19 protein-coding genes and 1 other RNA gene are annotated in these 23528 nt (G+C 58.6%); 7 read left to right on the forward strand and 13 right to left on the reverse strand.

The genetic code is table 11. The features are described from left to right. Positions 1–394 precede the first annotated feature (394 nt). Entirely contained in the window at positions 395–646 is a 252-nt protein-coding gene (locus tag E1573_RS19415; RefSeq protein WP_256659586.1) for a hypothetical protein, read from the forward strand. 240 nt (positions 647–886) lie between these two features. Next, positions 887–1180, forward strand: coding sequence for a hypothetical protein (locus tag E1573_RS27040; RefSeq protein ID WP_133216196.1), 294 nt, complete (start codon positions 887–889; stop codon positions 1178–1180). A 206-nt stretch (positions 1181–1386) separates the two neighbouring features. Here the strand turns inward: E1573_RS27040 and E1573_RS19430 are convergent, their stop codons facing one another. The 10 genes from E1573_RS19430 to E1573_RS19480 form a co-directional block, all read right to left on the reverse strand. Then, positions 1387–4557, reverse strand: coding sequence for a type I restriction endonuclease subunit R (locus E1573_RS19430; RefSeq protein ID WP_133216198.1), 3171 nt, complete (start codon positions 4555–4557; stop codon positions 1387–1389). 1 nt (position 4558) lies between these two features. Further along, positions 4559–5797 (reverse strand): restriction endonuclease subunit S, encoded by a 1239-nt coding sequence (locus E1573_RS19435; protein WP_133216199.1) that lies wholly within the window; start codon positions 5795–5797, stop codon positions 4559–4561. Next, on the reverse strand, positions 5794–7350 hold the full coding sequence (locus tag E1573_RS19440) for a class I SAM-dependent DNA methyltransferase (RefSeq protein ID WP_133216200.1): 1557 nt from the start codon (positions 7348–7350) through the stop codon (positions 5794–5796). Before E1573_RS19440 ends, E1573_RS19435 begins: the two co-directional genes overlap by 4 nt. 707 nt (positions 7351–8057) lie before the next feature. Continuing rightward, positions 8058–9563 (reverse strand): YfjI family protein, encoded by a 1506-nt coding sequence (locus E1573_RS19450; RefSeq protein WP_133216201.1) that lies wholly within the window; start codon positions 9561–9563, stop codon positions 8058–8060. After that, positions 9560–9808: an AlpA family transcriptional regulator gene (locus tag E1573_RS19455; protein ID WP_133216202.1), complete on the reverse strand. Its 249-nt coding sequence runs from the start codon at positions 9806–9808 to the stop codon at positions 9560–9562. Before E1573_RS19455 ends, E1573_RS19450 begins: the two co-directional genes overlap by 4 nt. A gap of 238 nt (positions 9809–10046) precedes the next feature. After that, positions 10047–10438: a transfer-messenger RNA gene (gene ssrA / locus E1573_RS19460) on the reverse strand. A gap of 101 nt (positions 10439–10539) precedes the next feature. After that, entirely contained in the window at positions 10540–10812 is a 273-nt protein-coding gene (locus tag E1573_RS19465; protein ID WP_133216203.1) for a hypothetical protein, read from the reverse strand. A gap of 151 nt (positions 10813–10963) precedes the next feature. Continuing rightward, positions 10964–13774 (reverse strand): FAD-binding and (Fe-S)-binding domain-containing protein, encoded by a 2811-nt coding sequence (locus E1573_RS19470; RefSeq protein WP_133216204.1) that lies wholly within the window; start codon positions 13772–13774, stop codon positions 10964–10966. 80 nt (positions 13775–13854) lie between these two features. Beyond that, positions 13855–15000, reverse strand: coding sequence for an FMN-dependent L-lactate dehydrogenase LldD (lldD, locus tag E1573_RS19475; protein WP_133216205.1), 1146 nt, complete (start codon positions 14998–15000; stop codon positions 13855–13857). Between the two features lie 69 nt (positions 15001–15069). Beyond that, complete coding sequence (locus tag E1573_RS19480; protein ID WP_133216206.1) at positions 15070–16734, reverse strand: lactate permease LctP family transporter; 1665 nt, start codon at positions 16732–16734, stop codon at positions 15070–15072. A 253-nt stretch (positions 16735–16987) separates the two neighbouring features. Here E1573_RS19480 and E1573_RS19485 point away from each other — a divergent pair, with 253 nt between their 5' ends. Then, a complete protein-coding gene (locus tag E1573_RS19485) occupies positions 16988–17755 on the forward strand; it encodes a GntR family transcriptional regulator (RefSeq protein ID WP_133216207.1) in 768 nt (255 codons plus the stop codon). A gap of 78 nt (positions 17756–17833) precedes the next feature. Here E1573_RS19485 and smpB read toward each other — a convergent pair whose 3' ends face one another. Then, positions 17834–18316 carry an SsrA-binding protein SmpB gene (gene smpB / locus E1573_RS19490; RefSeq protein ID WP_133216208.1) on the reverse strand — a complete coding sequence of 161 codons (483 nt, stop codon included), beginning with the start codon at positions 18314–18316 and terminating at the stop codon, positions 17834–17836. A 117-nt stretch (positions 18317–18433) separates the two neighbouring features. Here smpB and E1573_RS19495 point away from each other — a divergent pair, with 117 nt between their 5' ends. Genes E1573_RS19495 through E1573_RS19505 form a run of 3 tightly spaced genes read left to right on the forward strand, consistent with a single transcriptional unit; the run spans position 18434 to position 20589 of the window. Continuing rightward, entirely contained in the window at positions 18434–19837 is a 1404-nt protein-coding gene (locus tag E1573_RS19495) for a sodium-dependent transporter (protein WP_133216209.1), read from the forward strand. 7 nt (positions 19838–19844) lie between these two features. Beyond that, complete coding sequence (locus tag E1573_RS19500; RefSeq protein ID WP_133216210.1) at positions 19845–20279, forward strand: type II toxin-antitoxin system RatA family toxin; 435 nt, start codon at positions 19845–19847, stop codon at positions 20277–20279. Next, the gene (locus E1573_RS19505) at positions 20272–20589 is read left to right on the forward strand and encodes an RnfH family protein (protein ID WP_133216211.1); all 318 of its coding nucleotides are present in this window, start codon (positions 20272–20274) and stop codon (positions 20587–20589) included. The genes E1573_RS19500 and E1573_RS19505 overlap by 8 nt, the downstream gene beginning before the upstream one ends. A gap of 160 nt (positions 20590–20749) precedes the next feature. Here the strand turns inward: E1573_RS19505 and E1573_RS19510 are convergent, their stop codons facing one another. Next, a complete protein-coding gene (locus E1573_RS19510; protein WP_133216212.1) occupies positions 20750–21286 on the reverse strand; it encodes an outer membrane protein assembly factor BamE in 537 nt (178 codons plus the stop codon). Positions 21287–21383: 97 nt separating this feature from the next. Between E1573_RS19510 and fur the strand changes: the two genes are divergently transcribed. Then, the gene (fur, locus tag E1573_RS19515) at positions 21384–21788 is read left to right on the forward strand and encodes a ferric iron uptake transcriptional regulator (RefSeq protein WP_133216213.1); all 405 of its coding nucleotides are present in this window, start codon (positions 21384–21386) and stop codon (positions 21786–21788) included. Between the two features lie 66 nt (positions 21789–21854). On the opposite strand, the gene recN is transcribed toward fur, so the two are convergent. Continuing rightward, positions 21855–23528 (reverse strand): DNA repair protein RecN, encoded by a 1674-nt coding sequence (recN, locus tag E1573_RS19520; RefSeq protein ID WP_133216214.1) that lies wholly within the window; start codon positions 23526–23528, stop codon positions 21855–21857.

Raw genomic sequence — 23528 nt, forward strand, 5'->3', positions numbered from 1 at the left:
CACGGGCTTTTTCCAGGTGGTTGGCGTTGTGAAGGGGTGTCGTCAAGAGGTGTCGTGAAAGGGTGTTGTGGCTGCAAGCCGCATGAATACTGGACTTCAGCGTTTTCACGGGCTTTTTCCAGGTGGTTGGCGTTGTAAAGGGGTGTCGTCAAGAGGTGTCGTGAAGGGGTGTTGTGGCCGCAAGCCGCATGAATACTGGGTTTTAGCGTTTTCACGAGACTTTCCAGGTAGTTGGCGTTGAAGCGCACTCTGATGCGGCTCAGGCGCTGAGGCTGGCAAACATGAAGCCAGCAATTGACTTAACCTTGCGGGAGCGGCATTGAGCTCTATGGTAGGTATGATTCGTGGAGGCCGCACGGGCCACATAGGACCGGTAGCGGACGGGGAAAATACTTTGAGTGCCGAATCGCTGATGATCGGCTGGGATGTTGGTGGCTGGAACTGCGACCGGAATCGCCTCAGCCGAGATGCTCCAGTGGTGGTTGACCAGGACCTGCGGATGCGAGGTAAGCCGTGGCGAGGAAATCTGCGCGAACAGATCAACCAGGCGAAGACTACTGACGATTTTGTGCGATCACTTCTATTCGCCTGTAATGTCGAGGGTGTCCGTCGCGACGCGACCGAGATGTGCTCACTGCTGCGCTGATTGCTTGGCTCTTCAGATTCGAGCTCGATCACTTGGTCTGGCCTCCGTCAAATGTGCCGGAACAGGAGGGATGGATTTTCGTACCTCAAGACTCACTGACAACGGCTCCAATCCTTTAGGGCTATATGCTGCCCGATAGTCGGATGAAGTACCCAATGCTTCACCATTGCCGTTGCGCTACGAGTCTCGTCGACTATGTTGGAGAGATATTCATCTAATACTACAGTCGCAGGGGGGCACATGCGTATACGGGGTGATGCTTTCTGGAATTGGGCAGATCCGACCCTTCACCACCGTACTCATGACGAGACTCTAGACGACGGCACGACCATCGATGTCCAAGTGCGCTTGTCGCGTACAGGCGTTACACAGTTGTTCATTGGTGTGTATGCGCGCTCCGGAATGATGTTTCACGAAGAAGCCTTGGACTCGCGACCTGGTGAATCCATGACTCGTATTTTGGCGTGGGGAGTGGGCCGCGCTAGACGGTTCGCTACCGATCCACATTTGACCCAAATACATGTGGCTTCATAAATACGCAGGGGGATCGGCGCATGGCCATGTCAATGAGAGTTGGACTACCCCCGGTACGATAGACGAAGACGCTCGCGAGATGGTTTTTGCTAATGGCCTATCGAAGCTGCCAATGCAGACAGGTAGATATCCTGATGGCCATGCCCGCGGCTATGCATCCCTGACAGATAGCTATGCAAGCCGCTAGTTGTCCATCCGAGCCAGCATTAGTGAATAGGCACGCCCTCGCCGGCATAGCGCCGCGTCACGAAGTCCCACACCTGGCTGACCTTTGCATTCCACAGGGCATCTGGATAGGGTTTCTGCGGCAATTCATTCAACCGCTGCCGGATTTCCGACCACACCGCACCACGCGTTTCCTGGGCGCGCAACCAGTCCAGGCCGTCCACTAGCTCGTGGAGCTTGGCTAGCAGCGCCCTCGCTACGCGTTTTACCTCCATCTCTTCGGTCGTGGTCAGCTTCGGCTCCGGGGTAGTAAGCAGGTCGAAGATCGCCAGTTCCTCCTCAGTCAGTCCTTCGCGGGAAGCGCGCTCCTCTTCCTCTGAGAGGTCGGCGACGAATGCTTTCAGCGCCTCGAAGAATTTCTCCGCGTCGATAGATCCGGCGTTGTATTCGGCGACCAGCTTTTCGAGCTTCCCGACAAGATCGACACGAGTGGGGTTGGCCTCGGCCATTTTCTTGATCTTGTTCTCAGCCTCCTCCCGCACAAGTTCGGCAGCGACGTTGGGGCTGTTTTCGAACAACTTGGCCAGCTTGTCGAAGTCAATGCCGGAGAGATCGACGCGTCCCTCGACTCCTGCACCTTCAACGATAGGCGTCAGAATCGCGACGCCTTCTAGTTTCTCGTCGAGTAGTTCAGCGATCTTCGCCTGGATGGCCGATATATCGATCGGCCCCAGCTTGGCCCTTACTGCGTCCGCCAGCATATGGAACACCGCTACCGGCTTGAGATAGGGGGCAGCCCGCTCGTCGGGCAGCACCGCCTTGTAGGCCTTAGTCACCGCGCTGGTAAGCTGACCAAACTCCCTGCGCCGCTCATCGGGTGCAACCAGTATCTCAACTGCCTTGGCAATCAGACCGAGACGGGAGAGCGCATCCGCCGCCATGATCGCATCACTATCGACGCCCAGCGGCCGTGTGAAGCTCCGCGCTTGTTCCAACGCCTCTTCCAACGCCTTGACCAAGGCTTCCTTGTCTTTGATCGGCGTTTCGTCCTTGTCCGTGCCGACCGCGCTGCCTGCGTAAATCGCCAACGCCTTTTGCAGATTGTTGAACACGCCCACGTAATCGACGATCACGCCGCTGGTCTTGCCGGGCGCGTTGCGGTTGGCGCGCGCGATAGTCTGCATCAGCGTGTGATTCTTCATCGGCTTGTCGAGATACACGGTACCGATGGTGGGTACGTCAAAACCAGTGATCCACATTGCACAGACGAAGACGAGTCGCAGCGGGTCGTTCTTGTCCTTGAATTTCTCCTCCAGGTCTTCCTTCTGCATCCGCTCGCGGTGAGGGAGGATATCGAGGCTCTTTTTCTTGAGGTCGTCGATCTCGTTCTGGCTCTGGCTGACAACCACAGCCATATCCAACTCGCGTAGCCACGAGAGCCGCTCGGCAATAGCCGCGCCTTCCGCCTCATGCGCAGTCTTGAGCGCCTTCTCATCCGCCGCGATCAGCCGGGCGACCGACGCTTTGACGCGATCATGCATGGAAACTGCAGTCGCCTTGTCGATGGCAACGAACATCGCCTTGCCACGATAGCCGCGCATGGCGAAGTGCAGCGCTACATCATCGGCCACCTTGTCGAGCCGGTCGGGGTTGGTAATGAGCGTATATTGGCGGCCGAATTCGCGTTGGAGCTTCTTCTCCTGCTCCTCGCTTAGCTCAACCTCATCGAGCAGCTCATCCAGCTCCGCCTTTAGCTCGTCAGCGTTGAGCTGAAGCTCGGGCTTGCGCGATTCATAGTAGAGCGGCACCGTCGCGCCATCGCGGACGGACTGGGCAAAGTCGTAGACCGAGACGTAATCGCCGAACACCTCACGAGTGCGGCTTTCCTCGCCCTGGATCAGCGGCGTGCCGGTGAAGCCGATGAAAGCGGCGTTGGGCAGCGCCACGCGCATATTAGCGGCGAGCTGGTCATACTGGCTGCGGTGCGCCTCGTCCGTAATCACGATGATGTCGGAACGTTTGGAGAGCACCGGCATCGGCTCCCTATCAGCGGTCGAGAATTTCTGGATCAGAGTAAAGACATAACGTTCGTTACCCGACAGCAGTTCTCGCAGATGAGCTCGGCTATCCGCCTGCACCTGCTGCGTTTCCTTGGTGAGCGCGCCAACGCTGGCGAATTGCCCGGCAATTTGGTCATCCAGCTCGGTGCGGTCGGTCACGATCACAAAGGTGTAATTGCCGGCCAGGCGCCGCAGCACCTTTTCGGCAAACATCACCATGGAGAGTGACTTGCCCGATCCCTGCGTATGCCAGAACACGCCGAGGCGGCCCTTGTTCTGGCCGACATGCTCCACCGCGACCATCGCGCGGTTTACGCCCAGCACCTGATGGTATTTGCCCACCACCTTGCGCAAGCCACCCTTGGCTTCATCAAAAAGCAGGAAGTTTTCGATCAGGTCGAGGAATCGCGCCGGCGCGCACGTGGCACGTAGCATCGTCTCAAGGCTAGGGTCTTCCGGGCCATCCTCATCGACGCGTTTCCACGGCGCAAAGAAATCGAAATCGGTATGCGAGCCACCCATCAGCGATTCATGACCGTTGGAAAGGATCACAAAGCAGTTGAACGGGAACAGCTGCGGGATAGTATCGCGATAATCGCGCAGATTTTCGTCGTACGCGTTGAAGATCGGCTTTGAGAGCGCCTTCCACTCTGCGTGGAGCAGCGGTAGACCATTGACGAAGCCGACGGTGTCCGGACGACGTTTGTGCAGCAAACCCTCGATCCATACCTGGCTGGCGACAAGGAAATCATTGGCCTCCACATTGCGCCAGTCGATCACGCGGACAGTGACGGTTTCGCTTTTGCCATTCTCCGGGCGCTTGACCTCGACTCGAACACCAGTACGCAGTAGGTGATACAGCTCGCGATTGGCGGCAATAGGAGAAAGTGCAGAGCGATCCTGTGTCAACACTTCCTCGGCAAGCTTCAGAGCTTCCGCCGGCTGGCCAGGGTTGAGTTTAGTGAGCGCCGCGCGCAATCGCGACGGAAGCCAAGTCTGACGAAAGCTAGTGCGGCCGGTGGGATTATCCGGTCCCGGCTTCTCTTCCATCAGGTTGATGTATTTCCAGCCCAGTTGCTGCAACAACGCCAGCGCCGGCTGCTCAACGGCCCCGTCTTCGGAAAACTCACTGGAGAGCGAAGGTAGTAGCATCTTAGGCGGCCTCCAATTCCCGCTCAGCCTGGGTGACTGAAAGCTGGCCGGAAATTAGGCGAGGGAGAAGCAGATTGCGTGCGGCAGCGAGCCGTTCGCTCGATAGTCCAATCTGGCCAACTAACTCCAACATTGGCCATGCTGCCTTCTCGAACCGCTCGAACAGGTTATTCGCTGCTGGAACAGCAATGGGAAAATCCGCCACGCTATCTGTTCGGGCGCGCTGCCTGCCGGATGCCCCGGACATGGACATGCGCGCATGTTCCCTGAAGGCAGGTAGCCGCGAAAGGCAATAGCAGAAGGCCGGCCCAACTCTCTCTCCTCGCATGACGATAAATTCGGTCGAGCCAAACCCAACGCCATCCGGGCCGGGCAGATTCCGCACCAGACCGGTTTTGCCATTTTCAAGACAGGGAGTGATCCGCGCGAACAGCGTATCGCCGTTCTGGAACTTTGCGCCAGCATTACCCGTGCGCGCCTCAGGCTCTGCGATCAGCGAAGTTGCAGTGTCGAGATGCCCCATCGGGATGAACGGCTTTTCGCCCTCGCGCGGAACTCGGGTTCGGGGGTCGAACTGTAACAAATCACCAGCGACTCCCCAGCTCCACCCTGCCGGCAGAGGTCCATTGGGGGTATCTTCGATGGCCGCGTTCTCATAGCCGGGAAAACGCAGGCGGGTGAACCATTCGCTGAACAACCCGCGAGCCATCTCCTCCAGCGCCGTAATTCGCCGCCGGTTGACCTCGATCAAATCGTCATAAGCCCCTAAAAGCCCCGCAATGCGGTGTTGAGTTTCGAGGGGGGGAGCGGTGATAGTAACGTCCGAAAATGCCGACTTATTGAGGATCGGAGTTGCGGCCCCGGCTGCCCGCGCCTTCAATTCTGCGGCCAATGTCCGAAGTGTGTAATAGACGAACCCTGAGTCAAAACGTGCCGGATCAACGATCACGCTGTTTACCTGCTGGTTCGTTTGGGACGATCTACTGGTCATGCAGATTTTGCCGATTGTCCCTCCAATGCAAACGACGCAGATTGCACCTTCCGGCAGCAATGTCCGCTGCTTGCCCCAAGCTGCCGAGACAAAGCGCTCGGTGCTAATGTGTCGTTGATCGTCAAACATATCACTCGGCGTGATAAACGGAATTTCCCCCTCGAACATTTCAGGCTGCGAAGAAGGAGGTGTCTTTCCGGTAACGACTCTCCCGAGGTCGCCTATTCGCAAAGTCTGCCATTCACTCATACTGTCAGCACCTCAGCGACATTCGCCGCGATCACCGCCTGCAATCGCTTAGCCTCGTCGTTCAGCCCTTCCAACTCCTCCTGCAAAGCCTCCAGCCGCTCGCGGAAGTCTTCGTCGTTGGGCTGCTCGCCCGGAGCAACGCCCACATAGCACCCAGGGTTCAAACTCCAGTCCTGCGCGGCGATCTCTGCGCGGGTGGCGATACGACACAAGCCGGGAATATCCTTATAACCTTCACCCCCAAAATACGCAGTCATGGACGGGTCGCTGCCCGCCGCCAGCTCCACTTCCTCGCCGCGCCAAAGGCGGACGATGTTACCCAAGAACTCGATCTGGTCGGGCGTAAAATCGCGATAGGCGCGCGTTACCTGGCGGAAGATATGGCGCGCATTGATGAACAGCACATGACCTTCACGTGAGCTACCCTTCTTCCCCTTGTCGAGGAACCACAGCGTCACCGGCAGAGTGACGGTGAAGAACATATTGGGCGAGGTGGAGATGATCACATCGACCACCCCGCTCTCAATTAGCTTGCGCCGCATCTCCCTCTCGGAACCGCCCGCGTCCGACGCGGAGTTGGCCATCACGAAGCCGGCACGGCCTTGATCGTTGAGAGCGGCATTGAACAGACCGATCCACAGGTAGTTAGCGTTGTTGACGCTGGGCACACCTAACGAAAAGCGCGCGTCCACATGCCCCGCCTCGTTCACCAGGCGGGCTGTATCCACCTCTTTTTGATTGAAGGGCGGATTGGCCATCACGAAATCGAACTTGGCCACCATCTGATGCGGATCTTCGTAATAGCTACTGGCGACGCGAATGTCGCCGGACAGGCCGTGGACCGCGAGATTGAGCCGGCACAGCTTCTGCGTATCTGCCATCTTCTCTACGCCATAGATGCTGATGGCACGCGCGGGGTTTTCATTGTGCCGCTTCACGAATTCCGCGGAATGGACGAACATGCCGCCAGAGCCGCAGGCGGGATCGAGAATGCGGCCATGAAAAGGCTCGATCACCTCGACGATCAGCTTCACTATGCTCGAGGGCGTGAAATACTCGCCGCCCTTCTGCATGAAGGCGGAGGCAAACTCGCCCATGAAATATTCGAAGATCAGACCGTAGGCGTCGCCTGTAATGGCAAGCGGTTGCAGCAGCCGCAGCAGCTCGCGCAGCACCGAATTGGGCAGTGAGCCGTAGCCCTGCGGCAGCACGCCGGTGAGATCGGGGTTGTACTCGGCGATGGCCTCCATCGCTCCGTTCAGCGCCTCGGCCAAATTCTCTGTTTCCGGCAGGCCAAGAAGATAAGAAAAGCGTGCATGCGGCGGCAGGAAGATTGCGCCCTTCGCATGGTAATCCGGCGGAGTGGGATTGCCGAGTCGCCCGCCGCGGGGAAGCTCGGCATCGACGACGTCGAAGCGTGCTTCCATCTGTCGTAGAGCAATCAGCGCCAACACGGGCTGCGCATACTGATCCGGCCTCAGCTCGGTATTGGTCCAGAGCTGGTTTGCCGTGGCGAACAGGCGCCGAGAAAGATCTTGAAGATCGACTGCCAATTTTTACTCCAGGGGGGGTGGTCATACGCCACCTGATAAGCCAATTTCGATTAACGCACTCAGCGATTATATCAATGCTACGCACATACTACTCGGTAGCTCCATTGCATTGCGCGAAAGGGCTTGGCTCTATGATTGATCCCCCTGCATCCGAAAACGTCTGCTGAGAGATCGGACTCTGCGGAGAAATATGCGGATCAGTTGAGTCGATATGTACCTGATCTCTCTCAATGTGAGCCACCGACTCGAATCAGACCTCCCGCCAATCGCGGATCTTGGACCGAGACTTCACGGCTTGAGCTGCCGACAATGACCGGTCTCAAGGAAGTCCGGCGACCGCTTTGGGTCGATTGTGTTGAAAAAGTCGACCCGGCCTGGCGACTCATGCGTGGGACGGTGAAAACGCCTTTTTACACATCACTACGTGAAATCTGTGCCCGGAATCCTCTACTCAAAGTAAAGATTTCAATCTCCAGCGCGCACTTTTCCGTCGTGGAAACCATGGCCGACTTTTTCAACAGAATCGGCCGTTAGCTGTCGCTGGCAAATTTATTTTTTGCCTGCTGCACTGGTGTAGATGTGCCTCTATACGAGCGCAGGTTATTCCTCCCAACCAAGGAGGGGCTACCTACGAAACCTACAGAACCAGGTTTCGTAGGTTTTGTAGGTCGCTCTGCCGGCCTTTTGAGTAAACAGGTGGGTAGGGGCTACGATTTTCGCCAGACATAGCGTGTCGATGGGCGGCCACCTTTCTCACTCGCAACCTCGTAGCCAACGATGAAGTGGTGTTCAGCCAGAACTGCGAGCGCATTATTTACGGCATCCTGCGAGCCCAATCCCGTCCAGTCTTTTTGGCGCACTTCTCTTGAGGTAAACGGTTCGGGTAACTTCTGCTGGCGCTCGAGGATCAGCCGTGCCCCGAGTAGTGGTGCGTTGATTGCCGCGCCGTACAGCCGCTGGGCATGGCTCATCAGGTAGTTCGCCCAGTCAATAGCCCGGGTAGTAGACTCTGCGCCCACAGTCTCCCGCCTACCTTCAATTAGCTCAAATAGTAGGGCCAAGCCTGCAATGGTTTTCGGCATTTTCAGATAATGAGATTGCAATGCTGGGTGAAGTTCTTCGCTCCGGATTTTCCGCATATGACGTGTATACCATACGTTAAATATTTCCTGTGCTTCTGGGTTGAACCTGATTGCAGTGCGATTTTCGGAGGGCAGCTGGTCGAGATGGTCAATAATCTGTTCCACGCGCTCAGCGGCAGTTTTGTTCGGCCAGCGATCGACCAGACGCCATTCACGGACATCGTCGGGATAAACGGCGAGTTGTAGGCGCTGAATCAGGCCGTCATCCAGTTCACCGCTGATCGCGGCGTTCACCAGGGATGCGATGCGTGAGGGTTGAATGCCACCGATCAGCGATAAACAACATGACTCGATGAACATGGTGCCTCGGCCAATACGGTCGTAGGTAAATGAGCCGTTGCCATCGAAGCATTCCAGGTAGAAGGCGCGCGCAACTGAGCCGTCCTCGCTCTGTATTGTTGCGAGCCAGCCCCCCAGTTCGTCACGCACTAGCAGCAGGCCGTTCGGGTTTTCGTTGAGTAGCTCCCCGAGCTTCTCGACCGTTGAATCGTTGACGGTGTAGCGATGCTGGACCGGAGTTTTTACGTCACTGGAAACTTTCGTGAGCTCCTCCCGCGCTCCAATTCTGTCGCCGCGGCCAATAAGTTTTGTGGCCTTACTCTTCGCGGACTTGCGCTCAATATCGAGCAACTCACTGTTGGTTCTGTACTCCTCCACCGCCATGTCGTGCTGTTTTCGCTCTCTTGCCTCCAAAGCATCCAAGGGACGCAGTGCTTGTTTGAGCGCCGGTGTTTTCATCGCCGACGGCCGCCCGATGATGACACCCCACTGGTTGGGAACGACTGTCCAATCATCGTGCTGTTTCGGGTGGATGGAGAATTTGCGCCCCACCACGGCACTGATAGCAACCACAAGCGCGACTCCAACAAAATCCGGCGGACACTGAGTCCGCTCAGCGACATCCCGCACGTACTCCTGAAGAGCAGTAGGTAGTAGGTCGTCATGCCATGGCATCACCCTGGCCAACCCGCTCGGGAGCGACTTTGGCACAATGCTTGGATTCAGGTATGAGTCCAGTGCCGGCTCGGGCATTTCTGCCAAGAACGACGGTATCTGTTCGTGTGTGGTCATTGGTCTTCACGCCCGGTGAGATCCAGAGTGACTCCATCACGCTCGCGGATCTTGCTCTCCAACCAGGCCTCGATGTCCGCGACGACGAAGTAAACGCCAGCCTGTTTGTTCGGGCCAAATTTTATGGGGCGTGGGAAATTGGGGTCCGCTTCGCGCAGCTTTTCGAGGCCGGAGCGGCTCTTGTCAAAGCACTGCTGCAGAGAGGTGTTGCTGATCAGGTATTTCTTGAGGGCATGTGTCGGCATGTTTGGGTCTCTGTGTGTAAGCCGGACACAGATTTAATAACCCTTTCAGACTCCTGGGGCGCGATTTCAAACCGGAAAAACGTCGGAAAACGCTTTGCCGGATGTTGAGGCAGCCGAGGATAGGTTTCGCGGGCAGGGAGGCTGTCATAAAGCTGGCATTCCCCAGCCAAAACAGCCCATTTGGACACAAAAAAGGCACTTGCGAGATTCGCTAAGTGCCTGATTTGTTTAACGTGTTTGGTGGAACCGGGGGGATTTGAACCCCCGTCCGCCAGTGTTCCGCTGTCGGTACTACATGCTTAGCCGTGTCTATTGAGTTAATCCGCAGCCGCCCGACGGGCAGGGTGCTTTGGACGAGTTGTGTAAGTTTTAGCCGATTCGTCCACAACGTACTGCACGGCGATCCTGTTCTGTATGACAATCATTTTGGGTTTACAGGCATCCCCTGATGATTGCTGGAGCCGAAGCTACCAGAAGAGCGGGCTCAGCTGCTTACGCAGCGAGAGCGTAGCCCTCGTAGTTTTCGTCATTGGCAACTATAGAAAGTTGCAACAGTGGATTTACGAGTTCTGTTACCAACTCGGCATGCACCTAGAGTTTCACTACCGGCGTCGAATCCTAATCGGCCCCATTTGTTTCGCTCTAGCTGAAGCATTTTTCAATGCTTGCGACGGAGTATACGCCATCGCTCGGGCGACGTCGACTGCGGTTCCAGTCGCCCTGGCAATTGACTACTGGCCGCCTTTTTCAACCTTCTCCAAACGTTCAAGCACTTTGCTGGTGATGGCGATGCAGTCTTTGTCGTTGCCTGCAGCCTGGGCCTTCTTGGCATCGTCGACATGGGTCTTGATGCTGTCGCCCAAGGCTTCCGAGGTGGCACCAGCGGTGGCCATCATGTCATCGATCTTCTGCAGGTTGGCTGCACACAGGTCGTCGGCGGCAAACACCGGTGAAGTAAGCAGTGCGGCACTCAAGAACAGTCCGGAAATCGCAATACGCTTCATGTGAATCTCCTTGGCGGGATGGCCTTGGGAGGAAGGCCTTACTGGGTGGACTGCGGTACTTTTCGGGGGTTCAGATTAATTTGATTTCGCGGGGCAAGCCCGCTCCCACAGGTGGTGATTGTGGTGGGAGCGGGCTTGCCCCGCGATGCATTCAAATAGCCCGTGCCCGGGTCACGCGGTCCACCAGATAAACTAGTCCGTGGTATTCAATCCCGCCATGGGTCGACAGGCCGATTTCGCAGGTGCGGCTGGTGGAGATCCCTTCGCTGCAATACTGCACCGCATCTTTGAGGCTGCGCAGTGAGTGGGCGTTGAGTTCAGGCGTGGTGAAGCCTTTGTCACCGGCAAAGCCACAGCAGTGGATGCCTTCTGGGATCACCACTTGTTTGCTGCAACGTCGCGCCAGGTCGATCAGGGCTTGGCTTTCTCCCAGGTGTTGGGTACTGCAGGTCACATGTACGGCTATCGGCTCGTCCTGGGGGGTGAACTCCAGTTTGTCGAGCAGGTGGGTGCGGATGAAACGCACCGGGTCATAGAGATCCAGGCGGGTTTCGGCCAGATCTTGAACCAGGCGCAAGGTGCATGGGCTGGTGTCGCAGTAGATCGGATCAAGCCCTCCGCGGCTGGCGTGGAGCAGGGCGTTGATCAGTTCCTGGCGTTTGTGTTCGGCCTGTTCGGCGTAGCCTTTTGAGGCAAACGGCTGGCCGCAGCAGAGGTTGTCCTGGTTCTCCGGGAACACCACTTGGTAGCCGGCTTTCTCCAGCAAGGCGCGGGTTTTGTCGAGCAATGAGGTTTGCTCGCGATCGGCCACCGCCGGGCCCATCACCCGTGAAACACAAGCGGCCAGGTACACCACCCGCGGCCGGGCGTCGTTGCTGGTGCCGTTGAATTCGATGGCTTTCAGGGGTTGTGGCATCGCCGCTGTCCACTGCGGCAGGCGGCCGTGGCTGAGTTTGCTCAGGTGGCTACTGAGGCGACTCAGGCGCGGTGCGCCAAGCAGTTTACGGGCACCGTTTGCCGCCGTCAGGGTAAAGCGTGCGCCGCTGAGTGCGGTGTGGAAGTTGTCAGCCAGCCAGTTGGCGGTTTTTACGTGCTCAGCGGACTGACCGCGCAGTTTCTTCACCAGTTCACCGGTGTTGATCCCCACCGGGCAGCGTTGGGCGCACAAGCCGGTGGCGGCGCAGGTGTCGATGCCTTGGTACTGGTAGTCGCGTTCAAGCTGACGGGTATCGCTGCCCGCGCGTTTCTTCGCCTGAATGTCGCGCCACATAACGATGCGCTGGCGCGGGCTCAGCGTCAGCCCTTTAGACGGGCACACCGGTTCGCAGAATCCGCATTCAATGCATTTGTCGACGATCTCGTCGGCAGCGGGCAGTGGCTTGAGGTTCTTCAGGTGCAGTTGCGGGTCGTCGGTCAGCACCACGCCGGGGTTGAGGATGCCGGCCGGGTCGAGCAGGCGTTTGAGTTGCCACATCAATTGATAGGCATCGCTGCCCCATTCCAGTTCGACGAAGGGGGCCATGTTGCGCCCGGTGCCGTGTTCGGCCTTCAGTGAGCCGCCATACTCGACGGCAACCAATTGGGCAACGTCGTCCATAAAGGCCGAGTAGCGCGCGACTTGCTCGGGGGAGTCGAAACCCTGGGTGAAGACGAAGTGCAGGTTGCCCTCTAGCGCGTGGCCGAACAGGATTGCTTCGTCGTAACCGTGTTTGTCGAACAGGGCGATCAGCCGGTTCACGCCTTCGGCCAGTTTTTCGACCGGGAAGGTCACGTCTTCAATGATCACCGTGGTGCCGGTTTCGCGCACGGCACCCACGGCGGGGAAGGTGTCTTTGCGGATGCGCCAGAGCTGGTTGTACACCACTGGGTCTTCGCTGAAGTCCACCTGCTTTTCCACCGGGAATTGGACGATGGAGGTGCTGATCTGGGCAAGCTGCTCGTGCAACAGCGATTGTGTCGCGGCGCGGGATTCGATAAGCAGTGCGCAGGCATTGGCCGACAGGCTCTTCACCCATGCTGGCATGCCTTGCATGTTTTCTACCGAGCGCAGGCTGCGGCGGTCGAGCAGTTCGACGGCAGACACCGGCTGCTGTTTAAGCACCGGTACCGCATTGCAGCAGGTTTCAACATCGGGGAAGACGATCAACGCACTGGCTTTGTGCGGATGGTCTGGCACGGTGTTGTAGGTCACTGCACTGATGAAACCCAGGGTGCCTTCGGAGCCCACCATCAGGTGGGTGAGGATATCCAGCGGTTCGTCGTAGTCGACCAGCGCGTTCAGCGACAGGCCTGTGGTGTTCTTCAAGCGGTATTTGTGGCGGATCTTGGCGGCCAGCTCGGTATTGGCACGGGTTTGCCGGCCCAGTTCGCAGAGTTGATCAAGCATCGCCCCGTGGCTTTCGCGAAAGCGAGTGACGCTGTCGGGCAGTTCACTGTCGAGCAGGGTGCCGTCGGCGAGCAGCAGGCGCATGCCGGCCAGGGTGTGGTAGCTGTTCTGCGCGGTGCCGCAGCACATGCCACTGGCGTTGTTGGCCACAATGCCGCCGATTTTGCAGGCGTTGATCGAGGCCGGGTCGGGGCCGATCTTACGCCCGAAGGGTGCCAGCCAGGCGTTGGCCTGGGCGCCGATGACGCCGGGTTGCAGGCGAATCTGTGTGCCACCGTCGCGAATGTCGCGGCCATTCCAGTTATCGCCGAGTACCAGCAATACCGAGTCGCTTACGGCCTGACCGGACAGGCTGGTGCCCGCCGCGCGGAAGGTGACTGCAACCTGATGGGCATGTGCGGCTTTGAGCAGGGTGGCGACTTCGTCTTCACGTTCGACGCGAATCACCAGTTTGGGAATCAAGCGGTAGAAGCTAGCGTCGGTGCCGAAAGCCAAGGTCGAGAGCGGGTCGTCAAAACGCCGCTCGCGGGGGATCAGGTGTTCAACCGTGTCGAGGAACGCGGCGGGCAGACTCATGCAATCTCCTCGCGGGGCCACGGCGTCTGGCGCGCCGGGTGCCCCGGTCAATCAGGCGGTGATTGGTGCGGGCGCGGCAATCAAGCGCCCAGTTCGCGTACCAGCGAATCGCGGGTGATCTCGCTGATGGTTTTGGCACCGGTCAGTACCATGGCCACGCGCATTTCTTTCTCGAACAGATCCAGCAGGTTCTTCACCCCGGCTTCACCAGCGGTGGCCAGTGCATAGAGGAAGGCCCGGCCAATCAGCACGGTGTCGGCACCCAGGGCAATCATGCGCACGACATCGAGGCCGCTGCGGATACCGGAGTCGGCAAGTATCTTCAGGTCGCCTTTTACTGCGTCGGCAATGGCCGGCAGGGCGCGGGCGCTGGACAGCACGCCGTCAAGCTGACGGCCGCCGTGGTTGGAAACGACGATACCGTCGGCGCCGAATTTAACCGCGTCTTTGGCATCTTGTGGGTCGAGGATGCCCTTGATCACCATCGGGCCGTCCCAGAACTCGCGAATCCATTCCAGGTCTTTCCAGGAAATCGACGGGTCGAAGTTGTTCCCCAGCCAGCCAATGTAATCGGCCAGGCCGGTCGGGCTGCCGCGATAGGTAGAGATGTTGCCGAGGTCATGCGGCTTGCCCAACAAACCTACGTCCCAAGCCCATTGTGGGTGGGTCATGGCTTGCCACACGCGACGCAGCGGCGCGTTCGGGCCGCTCATGCCGGAGTGGGCGTCGCGGTAGCGAGCGCCGGGGACTGGCATGTCGACGGTGAACACCAGCGTGGTGACGCCTGCCGCTTTCGCTCGCTCCAGCGCGTTGCGCATGAAGCCGCGATCTTTAAGCACGTACAGCTGAAACCACATCGGCCGGTTGATCGCCGGGGCGACTTCTTCGATCGGGCACACCGACACCGTCGACATGGTAAAGGGGATGCCTTTAGCCGCGGCGGCGCGGGCAGCCTGCACTTCACCGCGACGGGCATACATGCCGGTCAAACCGACAGGGGCCAGGGCTACCGGCATGCTCAACGTTTCGTTGAACAGCTGGGTTTCCAGGCTCAGCTCAGACATGTTTTTCAGCACGCGCTGGCGCAGGGCGATGCCGGCCAGGTCTTCGACGTTGTGGCGCAGGGTGTACTCGGCGTAAGCACCACCGTCGGCATAATGGAACAAGAACGGCGGCAGCTTGCGTTGCGCTGCTGCGCGGTAGTCGGTAGAGGCAGAAATGATCATGTGGTCTCGCTGCGTCGGTTGAAAGGGCAGATGCCGGGCGCGCTCGAACGCACCCGGCCATCAGTCACTTTAGTGAACCAGCATGCCAGTCAGCCAATAAGCCTGGACCAGAGTGATCAGGCCGACGATGGTGGCGAAGAACAGGCTGTGTTTGAGGGTGAAGCGGAACAGGTCCGATTCTTTGCCAACCAGGCCGGTGGCCGCACAGGCTACGGCGATCGACTGTGGCGAAATCATTTTGCCGGTCACGCCGCCGCTGGTGTTGGCTGCAACCAGCAAGGTGTCGTTGACGCCAATCTGGTGCGCGGTGGTGGCCTGCAGCGAGCTGAACAGGGCGTTCGACGAGGTGTCGGAGCCAGTCAGGAACACACCCAGCCAGCCGAGGAACGGCGAGAAGAACGGGAACGCCGCGCCGGTGCCAGCCAGTACCAGGGCCATGGTCGAAGACATGCCCGAGTAGTTGGTGACAAAGGCGAAGGCCAGCACCATGCCGATGGACAGAATCGGCCAGCGCAGCTCGACGAAGGTCTCTTTCAAAGTGGTCAGACCAGTTTTGAAGTTGATCTTCAGAACCAGCATTGAGATCAGCGCCGAGAAGAAAATCGCAGTGCCGGTGGCGGAAATCGGGTCGAGTTTGAACACGGCCGGAATCGCAGTCGGGTTCGCAACAATCGGAGCGGTTTTGATCACCAGTTGATCAAGGTGCGGGATGGCGAAGTTGAACACCCAGCTGTACATCGAACCACCGGCAGCGAAGGCCGCTTTGAAGGGTTTGAGGGTCCAGATGGTGACCAGCACGGTCAGGATCAGGAACGGCGACCAGGCTTTGAAAATTTCGCCCAGACTGTACGGCGAAGGCTGGCTGCCGCCTTTGACAACAGCGGCGCCGACGCTGCCGGTGGCATCGGCGAACGAGCGCTTGGGCTGCCAGACTTTCAGGAACAGAGTCAGCGAAATCAGGCTGGCCAGGGCCGAGGTGATGTCCGGCAGTTCCGGGCCGATGAAGTTCGAAGTGAAGTACTGGGTCACGGCAAAGCTCAGGCCAGCGACCAGGGCGGCAGGCCAGGTCTCTTTGACGCCGCGCAGGCCGTCCATCATGAACACCAACCAGAACGGTACGAACAACGACAGCAGCGGCAGTTGGCGGCCGGTCATAGCGCCGATGTGGAAGGCGTCGATACCGGTGACCTGACCCGCAACGATGATCGGGATACCCAGGGCGCCGAATGCTACGGGTGCGGTGTTGGCGATCAGGCACAGGCCGGCGGCGTACAGCGGGTTGAAGCCCAGGCCAACCAGCAGGGCGGCGGTAATTGCCACCGGGGCACCGAAGCCTGCTGCACCTTCAAGGAAGGCGCCGAAGCAGAAACCGATCAACAGCACCTGCAGGCGTTGGTCGTCGGTAATCGACAGTACGGAGCTGCGGATCACTTCGAACTGGCCACTCTTGACCGTCAGTTTGTAGAGGAACACCGCCGCAACGATGATCCACGCGATAGGCCACAGGCCGTAGGCGAAGCCGTAACCGGCGGCGGCAAAGGCCATGTCGGCAGGCATCTGGAAGGCGAAGATCGCAACCAGGATCGACAACGCGAGGGTGATGCTACCGGCGACGTGCCCCTTCAGACGGAATACCGCCAGGGCGAGGAAGAAAAATACGATCGGGATGACTGCCGCGAGTGCGGACAGACCAAGACTACCAAGCGGGCTGTAGAGCTGTTGCCAGGTTTGCATATGGGGTGGCCCCTAATTGTTGTTGGTCAGCACTGGCATTGGATAATTGGTCAGACCAATTTACAATGTCGAGGCGCTAGGTTAAAAGCCTCGTTATGGGTGTGTCAATTTGTCCTACGAAAACTTTCGTCGGATGGGTGTAGGAATTCGGGCCTGAGCGGCAGGGAAAGTTGCGATCTGATGGGTGTCGTCAGCGTGCGGATAGGCCAGAATAGACAGCCCCGAACGCACTCGGGATTGTGGAGAGCATGTGATGGTTTTTGATCAGGTCCGCCAACGCCGTTTGTCCGACGATATTGTCGAGCGGCTTGAAGGGATGATTCTTGAAGGCACCCTGAGTGCCGGTCAGCGCCTGCCTGCCGAACGAACGCTCGCTGAACAGTTCGGGGTGTCGCGGCCGTCGCTGCGTGAAGCGATCCAGAAGCTGGTGGCCAAAGGATTGCTGGTTAGCCGTCAGGGTGGTGGTAACTACGTGGCTGAGTCATTGGGTTCAACCTTCAGTGACCCTTTGTTGAAGTTGCTGGAGTGCAACCCCGAAGCGCAGCGCGATTTGCTGGAGTTCCGTCATACCCTGGAGGCATCGTGTGCCTATTACGCCGCGATCCGCGCAACCGAGCCTGACCGTTTACGGCTCAAGGCGGCGTTCGATACCCTGCAGGATTGCTACACCCGTAAAGACGAAGTCAGCCGGGCAGAAGAGGGCGTGGCCGATGCCAGTTTTCACCTGGCCATTGCCGAAGCCAGTCACAATGCGGTGCTACTGCACACCATTCGCGGTCTGTTCGACCTGCTCAAGCGCAACGTGGTGACCAACATCGGCGGCATGTACAAGCAGCGTGCAGAAACCCGCGACATGCTGATCGATCAGCACCGGGAGCTGTATCTGGCAATTGTTGAGGGGCGTGCCGAAGATGCCCGTGCGGTGTCGAGCCGGCACATTTTGTACGTGCAGGAAGTGCTGGAAGAAGTGCGTGAAGAAGCGCAGCGAACTGCGCGGGCCGAGCGGCGTAGTGCGCATTAGGTGAAATTTAATCGCGGGGCAAGCCCGCTCCTACGGGATGGCTGAGCACCCGGTGGGAGCGGGCTTGCCCCGCGACAATCAGTCTTCCTTGCCCTTGTTGCGCACGGCACGCTGCAATTCGCGGTCAGAATCACGCTCGCGCTGAGTATCGCGCTTGTCGTATTCCTTCTTGCCCTTGCCGAGCGCGATCTCGCACTTGATCAGGTGCTTGCTCCAATAAATCGACAAGGCCACGCAGGTGTAGCCCTTTTGCTGGACGGCCGCATGCAGGCGCTCCAGCTCACGTCGATTGAGCAGCAGTTTGCGGGTACGTGTAGGGTCGGCGATGACATGCGTACTGGCAGTGGTCAGTGGCGTGATATGGCTACCCATCAGCCAGGCCTCGCCATCTTTGAGCACCACGTAGCTGTCAGTCAGATGCGCCTTGCCGGCACGCAGACTTTTTACTTCCCAACCGGACAGGACCAATCCGGCCTCGAACTTATGCTCGATGAAGTAATCGTGTCGCGCTTTTTTATTCTGCGCGATGGTCCCTGTCGGATGTTTCTTTTGTTTAGCCATAGGGGCGGCATTATAGGCAGTCGTTGCGCTGTCGGCTACGGGGTAGCAGTGCGCTTGAGCCTGTGAGTTGAATCCCGGACAATGCGCGCTCTTTTTTTTGCACAGTTGAGCGTGTTGATGTCGACGGACAAGGTTTCTGTCCATGGTGGCTGGGCCAGTCGCTGGGTGTTTGTGCTGGCGGCAACCGGTGCTGCGGTGGGGTTGGGGAGTATCTGGAAGTTCCCCTACATGGTCGGCGTCTATGGTGGCGGTGCCTTTGTCCTCGTGTTTCTCGCTTGCATCGCACTTATCGGTATTCCAGTGATGCTCGCCGAAACCCTGATCGGCCGACGCACCCGCCAGAGTCCGGCTAACGCGTTGCGCGACCTGGCTGTAGAGGCCGGGCATTCACCGCGGTGGTCCTGGTGGGCCTTCGCCGGGATGATCACAGCGTTGCTGATTCTGTCGTTCTACAGCGTGGTGGGTGGCTGGTCGTTCGACTACATCATCAATATGGGCCGGGGCGATTTTCAAGGCGTGACGGCGGACCAGGTCGGTGGCTATTTCAATGGTGTCATCAGTGACCCTTGGCGCCTCGTGCTGTGGCATAGCCTGTTCATGTTGCTGTCGGCTGCGGTGATCGCACGCGGCGTGGTCGCCGGGTTGGAGAAAAGCCTGCGGATCATGATGCCGCTGCTGTTTTTGCTGTTGGTGATTTTGTTGGGCTATAGCCTGACCACTGGGCATTTCATGCAGGGCCTGCATTTCATGTTCGATTTCGACACCTCGCGCCTGCTTGATGGCCTGCTGCCGGCCATGGGGCATGCCTTCTTTTCCTTGAGTGTCGGGGTGGGCTCGCTGTTGATCTACGGGGCTTACATGCCTAAAGGGTCTTCTATTGGCGGCACCATCGTTGCCGTTGCCCTGCTGGATACCTTTGTGTCGCTGTTGGCAGGTTTGGCCCTGTTCCCGATTGTATTCGCCGCCGGCTTGAACCCCAGTGAGGGGCCGGGGTTGATGTTTGTTGCCTTGCCCTTTGCCTTCGGAAATGTGGCCTTTGGCCAATTGATGGGCGTCGTATTCTTTGTTCTAGTGGCAGTGGCTGCCTGGAGTTCCGCGATTTCGCTGCTTGAACCCATGGTGGCGTACCTGGTGGAGCGTACCGGTGTACGACGTGGCTGGATTACCACCTGGCTGGCGTTCAGTTGCTGGCTGGTGGGCCTGGGAACGGTGTTTTCGTTCAACATCTGGCAGCAGGCGCGCTTCTTTGTGAATGACGACAGCGGCTTTCAGCTCTATCAATGGGGTGTAAGCGGTGGGTTGGATTTCTTTGGCGTCATCGACTTTTTCACCTCGCGGATCATGCTGCCGCTGGGTGGTTTGTGTTTTGTGATTTTCGCTGGTTGGATCATGGGGCGTGAGGCCGTGCGCGACGAGTTGGCGATGCGCAGCCCGCTGCTGTTTGCTCTTACCTTCTTCTTGATGCGCTACGTGGCGCCACTCGGCATTCTGGTTGTGTTTGCCGCTCAGCTTTGGAAGTGACACCTGGATGACTACCCATATTCAACGTTCGGCCCTGCTGCCTTATCCGGCACAAGCGTTGTACGACCTGGTCAACGATGTTGCGCGGTACCCGGAGTTCCTGCCTTGGTGCTCCTCCAGCACCATCCTTGAGGAAAGCGACACGCTGATGCGCGCCAGCCTGGAAGTGGCCAAGGGCGGCATGAGTCAGAAGTTTGTTACTCGCAATGTATTGGTGCCGGGTCAGTCGATTGAGATGAATCTGGAAGAAGGGCCGTTCAATCAGTTGCATGGTTTGTGGATCTTCAAGCCGCTCGGCGACAAGGCCTGCAAAATCAGCTTGGACCTGTCTTTCGACTATGCCGGGCCGCTGGTGCGGGCGACACTCGGCCCACTGTTCAATCAGGCCGCCAACACGCTGGTGGACGCCTTCTGCCAGCGAGCCAAGCAAATCAATGGCTGAGGCGCTGCTGCAAGTCGAGGTGGTTTACGCTACCGCTGAGCAGCAATGGCTGCTGGTGGTAGAAGTGGCACCCGGCACTACCGTGCGTGAGGCAGTGCGTGTGTCGGGGATCGCCGAGCAAGTGCCGGGGCTGGATATAGAAGCCTGCCCTTTGGGCATTTTCGGTAAGGTTGTCAGCGAGAGCGCGCAGCAGGCCGTTGCCGAGGGTGACCGTATCGAGTTGTACCGGCCGTTGCTGGTCGATCCCAAAGAAATCCGCAAGCAGCGCGCCGCCAAGGTGGCCAGGGTGTTCAAGAAAGCCAAGCGTTAATGTCTGCTGGGGCTTGGTGGGAGCGGGCTTGCCCCGCGATTGCGTTTCGTCAGTCAAATCGCATCGCGGGGCAAGCCCGCTCCTACAGGATAAGCAAGACAGTGCTCAACAGGCACAAAAAAGCCCGGAAGATCCGGGCTTTTCTTTGCCTGCAGAAAATTTACTGAGGCGAAGTCTCGATTGGAGCAGGGGTCGGTACCGGAATCGTTTCGATGGTATCGACTTCGCGCTGGATCTTTTCTTCCAGCGAGCCAGGCTTGGCTGGGGTTTCTTTGACCGGTTCGACCTGTTCGGTGGTGCTTGGCTGTGCCGGGCTGACGCTGGTGTCACCACTGCCACCCAGGATTTCCTGGTCGCGGCTGACACCTGGCATGAAGTCACCTGACAGGCTGACCAACTGATCGCTTTCGTTAAAGAAAATGCTCATGCGTTCCTGCTGGCGTTGGCCGCCACCAGGCTGCAGGCTGTACAGGTAATCCCAACGATTAGTGTGGAAGGTATCCTGGATCAGCGGGTTGCCCATGATAAACCGTACTTGCCGACGGGTCATTCCAGGGCGTAATTGGTCTATCATATCTTGCGTGACGACATTGCCCTGCTGGATGTCGATTTTGTAAACCCCGGGGAACGAGCAACCGGCGAGTGCGAGCAGTCCCACAAAGGTGAGGCTGGTTAGCAAGAGCTTGGTGTTTTGCATCGGTGGGCGACTTCCACTATCTTGGCTGGACAACGTAAACCCCGATCATACCCGTATTCAGAGAAGCTGCGAAGCAGCATCGGCGAGAAAGCTGACCATGGTTGAAAATAGCGAACTGCGCAAAGCCGGTCTCAAGGTGACACTGCCTCGAGTTAAAATTCTACAGATGCTCGACTCTACCGAGCAGCGTCACATGAGTGCTGAGGATGTCTACAAGGCGCTGATGGAGGCTGGCGAAGATGTCGGTCTGGCCACGGTGTACCGTGTTCTGACCCAGTTCGAAGCCGCTGGCCTGGTTGTGCGCCATAACTTCGACGGCGGTCACGCCGTATTCGAGCTGGCCGATGGCGGCCACCACGACCATATGGTCAACGTGGAGTCTGGCGAGGTTATCGAGTTCTTCGACGTGGAAATTGAAAAGCGTCAGAAAGAGATCGTTGCCGAGCACGGCTTCGAGCTGGTTGACCATAATCTGGTCTTGTACGTGCGCAAGAAAAAGTAAGCAAACGTTTCTTGCTGTACAGCAACAAAGGCGACCCGAGGGTCGCCTTTGTGCTTTTCGGGGGTATCACGCCTTGCTGGTAACGACCATCTTGCGGGCATGGGCCAGCGATTCTTTGGTCAGATCGATACCGCCCAGCATCCGTGCTACCTCTTCGACCCGCTCGCGCTTGCCCAGGCTGGCCACTGCGGTATGTGTGGCGTCGCTGTTACGCACCTTGTGGGCAAACAGGTGGTGATGGCCTTGCGCGGCGACCTGGGGGAGGTGGGTTACGGTCAATACCTGGCCTCGTTCACCCAGGCGCCGCAGCAACTGGCCGACGATTTCCGCAGTAGGGCCACCGATACCCACGTCCACTTCGTCGAACACCAGTGTCGGAATGCGCGAGGTCTGCGCGGTGATGACCTGAATGGCCAGGCTGATACGCGAGAGCTCGCCACCGGAGGCGACCTTGGCCAGGCCTTTAAGTGGCTGGCCTGGGTTGGCGCTGACCAGCAATTCAACCTGTTCCAGGCCGTGAGGCGATAGATCATCGCTGCCGTTAGCGTGCAGCTCGATGCTGAAGCGGCCGCCAGGCATGCCCAGGCGCTGAATTTCCTGTTCGACCGCAGCGGACAGCTGGCTAGCGGCCTGACCGCGTAGAGCGCTCAGCTCGCTGGCTTTGTCCTGGTAGTGGCGGGCATAGGCAGCGAGTTCCTCGCCGAGTCGCTCGATCGATTCGTCATTGGCATTGAGCCCTTCGAGTTCGTCCATCAGCCGCTGTTGCAGGTTGGCCAGCTCGGTGGGGTGCACGCGATGCTTGCGGGCGAGGGTATAGATAGTGTCGAGACGCTCTTCAAGTTGCTGTAAGCGAGCAGGATCGGCGTCGAAGTTGTCCAAAAAGCGGTTCAGCTCACCCACGGCCTCTTCAACTTGAATCTGCGCGCTGGCAATCATATTGGCCGCTTCGCCCAGGGCCTTGGGCGCATTCTGCACTGCGGTTAGCCGATTGAGGCTAGCGGTCAGGGCGTTGAGCACATTCCCGGAGTCACTTTCGCTGCAGTGATCGATGACCTGGCGGCAAATGCCGAACAGCGCTTCGGCGTTGGTCAGGTTCTTGTGCTCCTGTTCCAGCTGTTCCAGTTCGTTCTCGCCCAGGCCCAGGTTGTCGAGCTCTTCAAGCTGATAACTGAGCAGTTGATGCTGGGCGCGCTGTTCGTCGCCGGAGTTGGAGAGCCGCTCAAGTTCCTGGCGAGTCTGGCGCCAGCGCTGGGCAGCCAGTTGAACCTGGCGCGCCAGGTCGGTGGCGCCTGCGTATTCATCGAGCAGGCGGCGATGAGTGTCGGACTTCAGCAGCGACTGGTGCTCATGCTGGCTGTGGATATCAATGAGCAGCTCGCCGAGCGCCTTGAGGTCGCCGAGAGGGCATGGCGTGCCGTTGATGTAACCGCGGCTGCGGCCTTCGGCGGTAATGACACGGCGCAGAATGCATGGGCCGTCGTTATCTAAATCGCGCTCGGCCAGCCAGGTGCGGGCTTCGGGGATGTCGCCGAGGTCGAAGGTGGCCAGAATGTCGGCCTTATCGGCGCCTGGGCGCACCACGCCGCTGTCGGCGCGATCACCCAGGGTCAGCCCCAGGGCATCGAGCATGATCGATTTACCGGCCCCGGTTTCACCGGTGATGACACTCATCCCACGGGCGAGCTCGAGGTCCAGGTGTTCGACGATGGCGTAGTTGTGTACGGACAGGTGCACCAGCAT

Source organism: Pseudomonas sp. H9 (assembly GCF_004353925.1).
In the GTDB taxonomy this organism is placed as follows: Bacteria; Pseudomonadota; Gammaproteobacteria; order Pseudomonadales; family Pseudomonadaceae; genus Aquipseudomonas.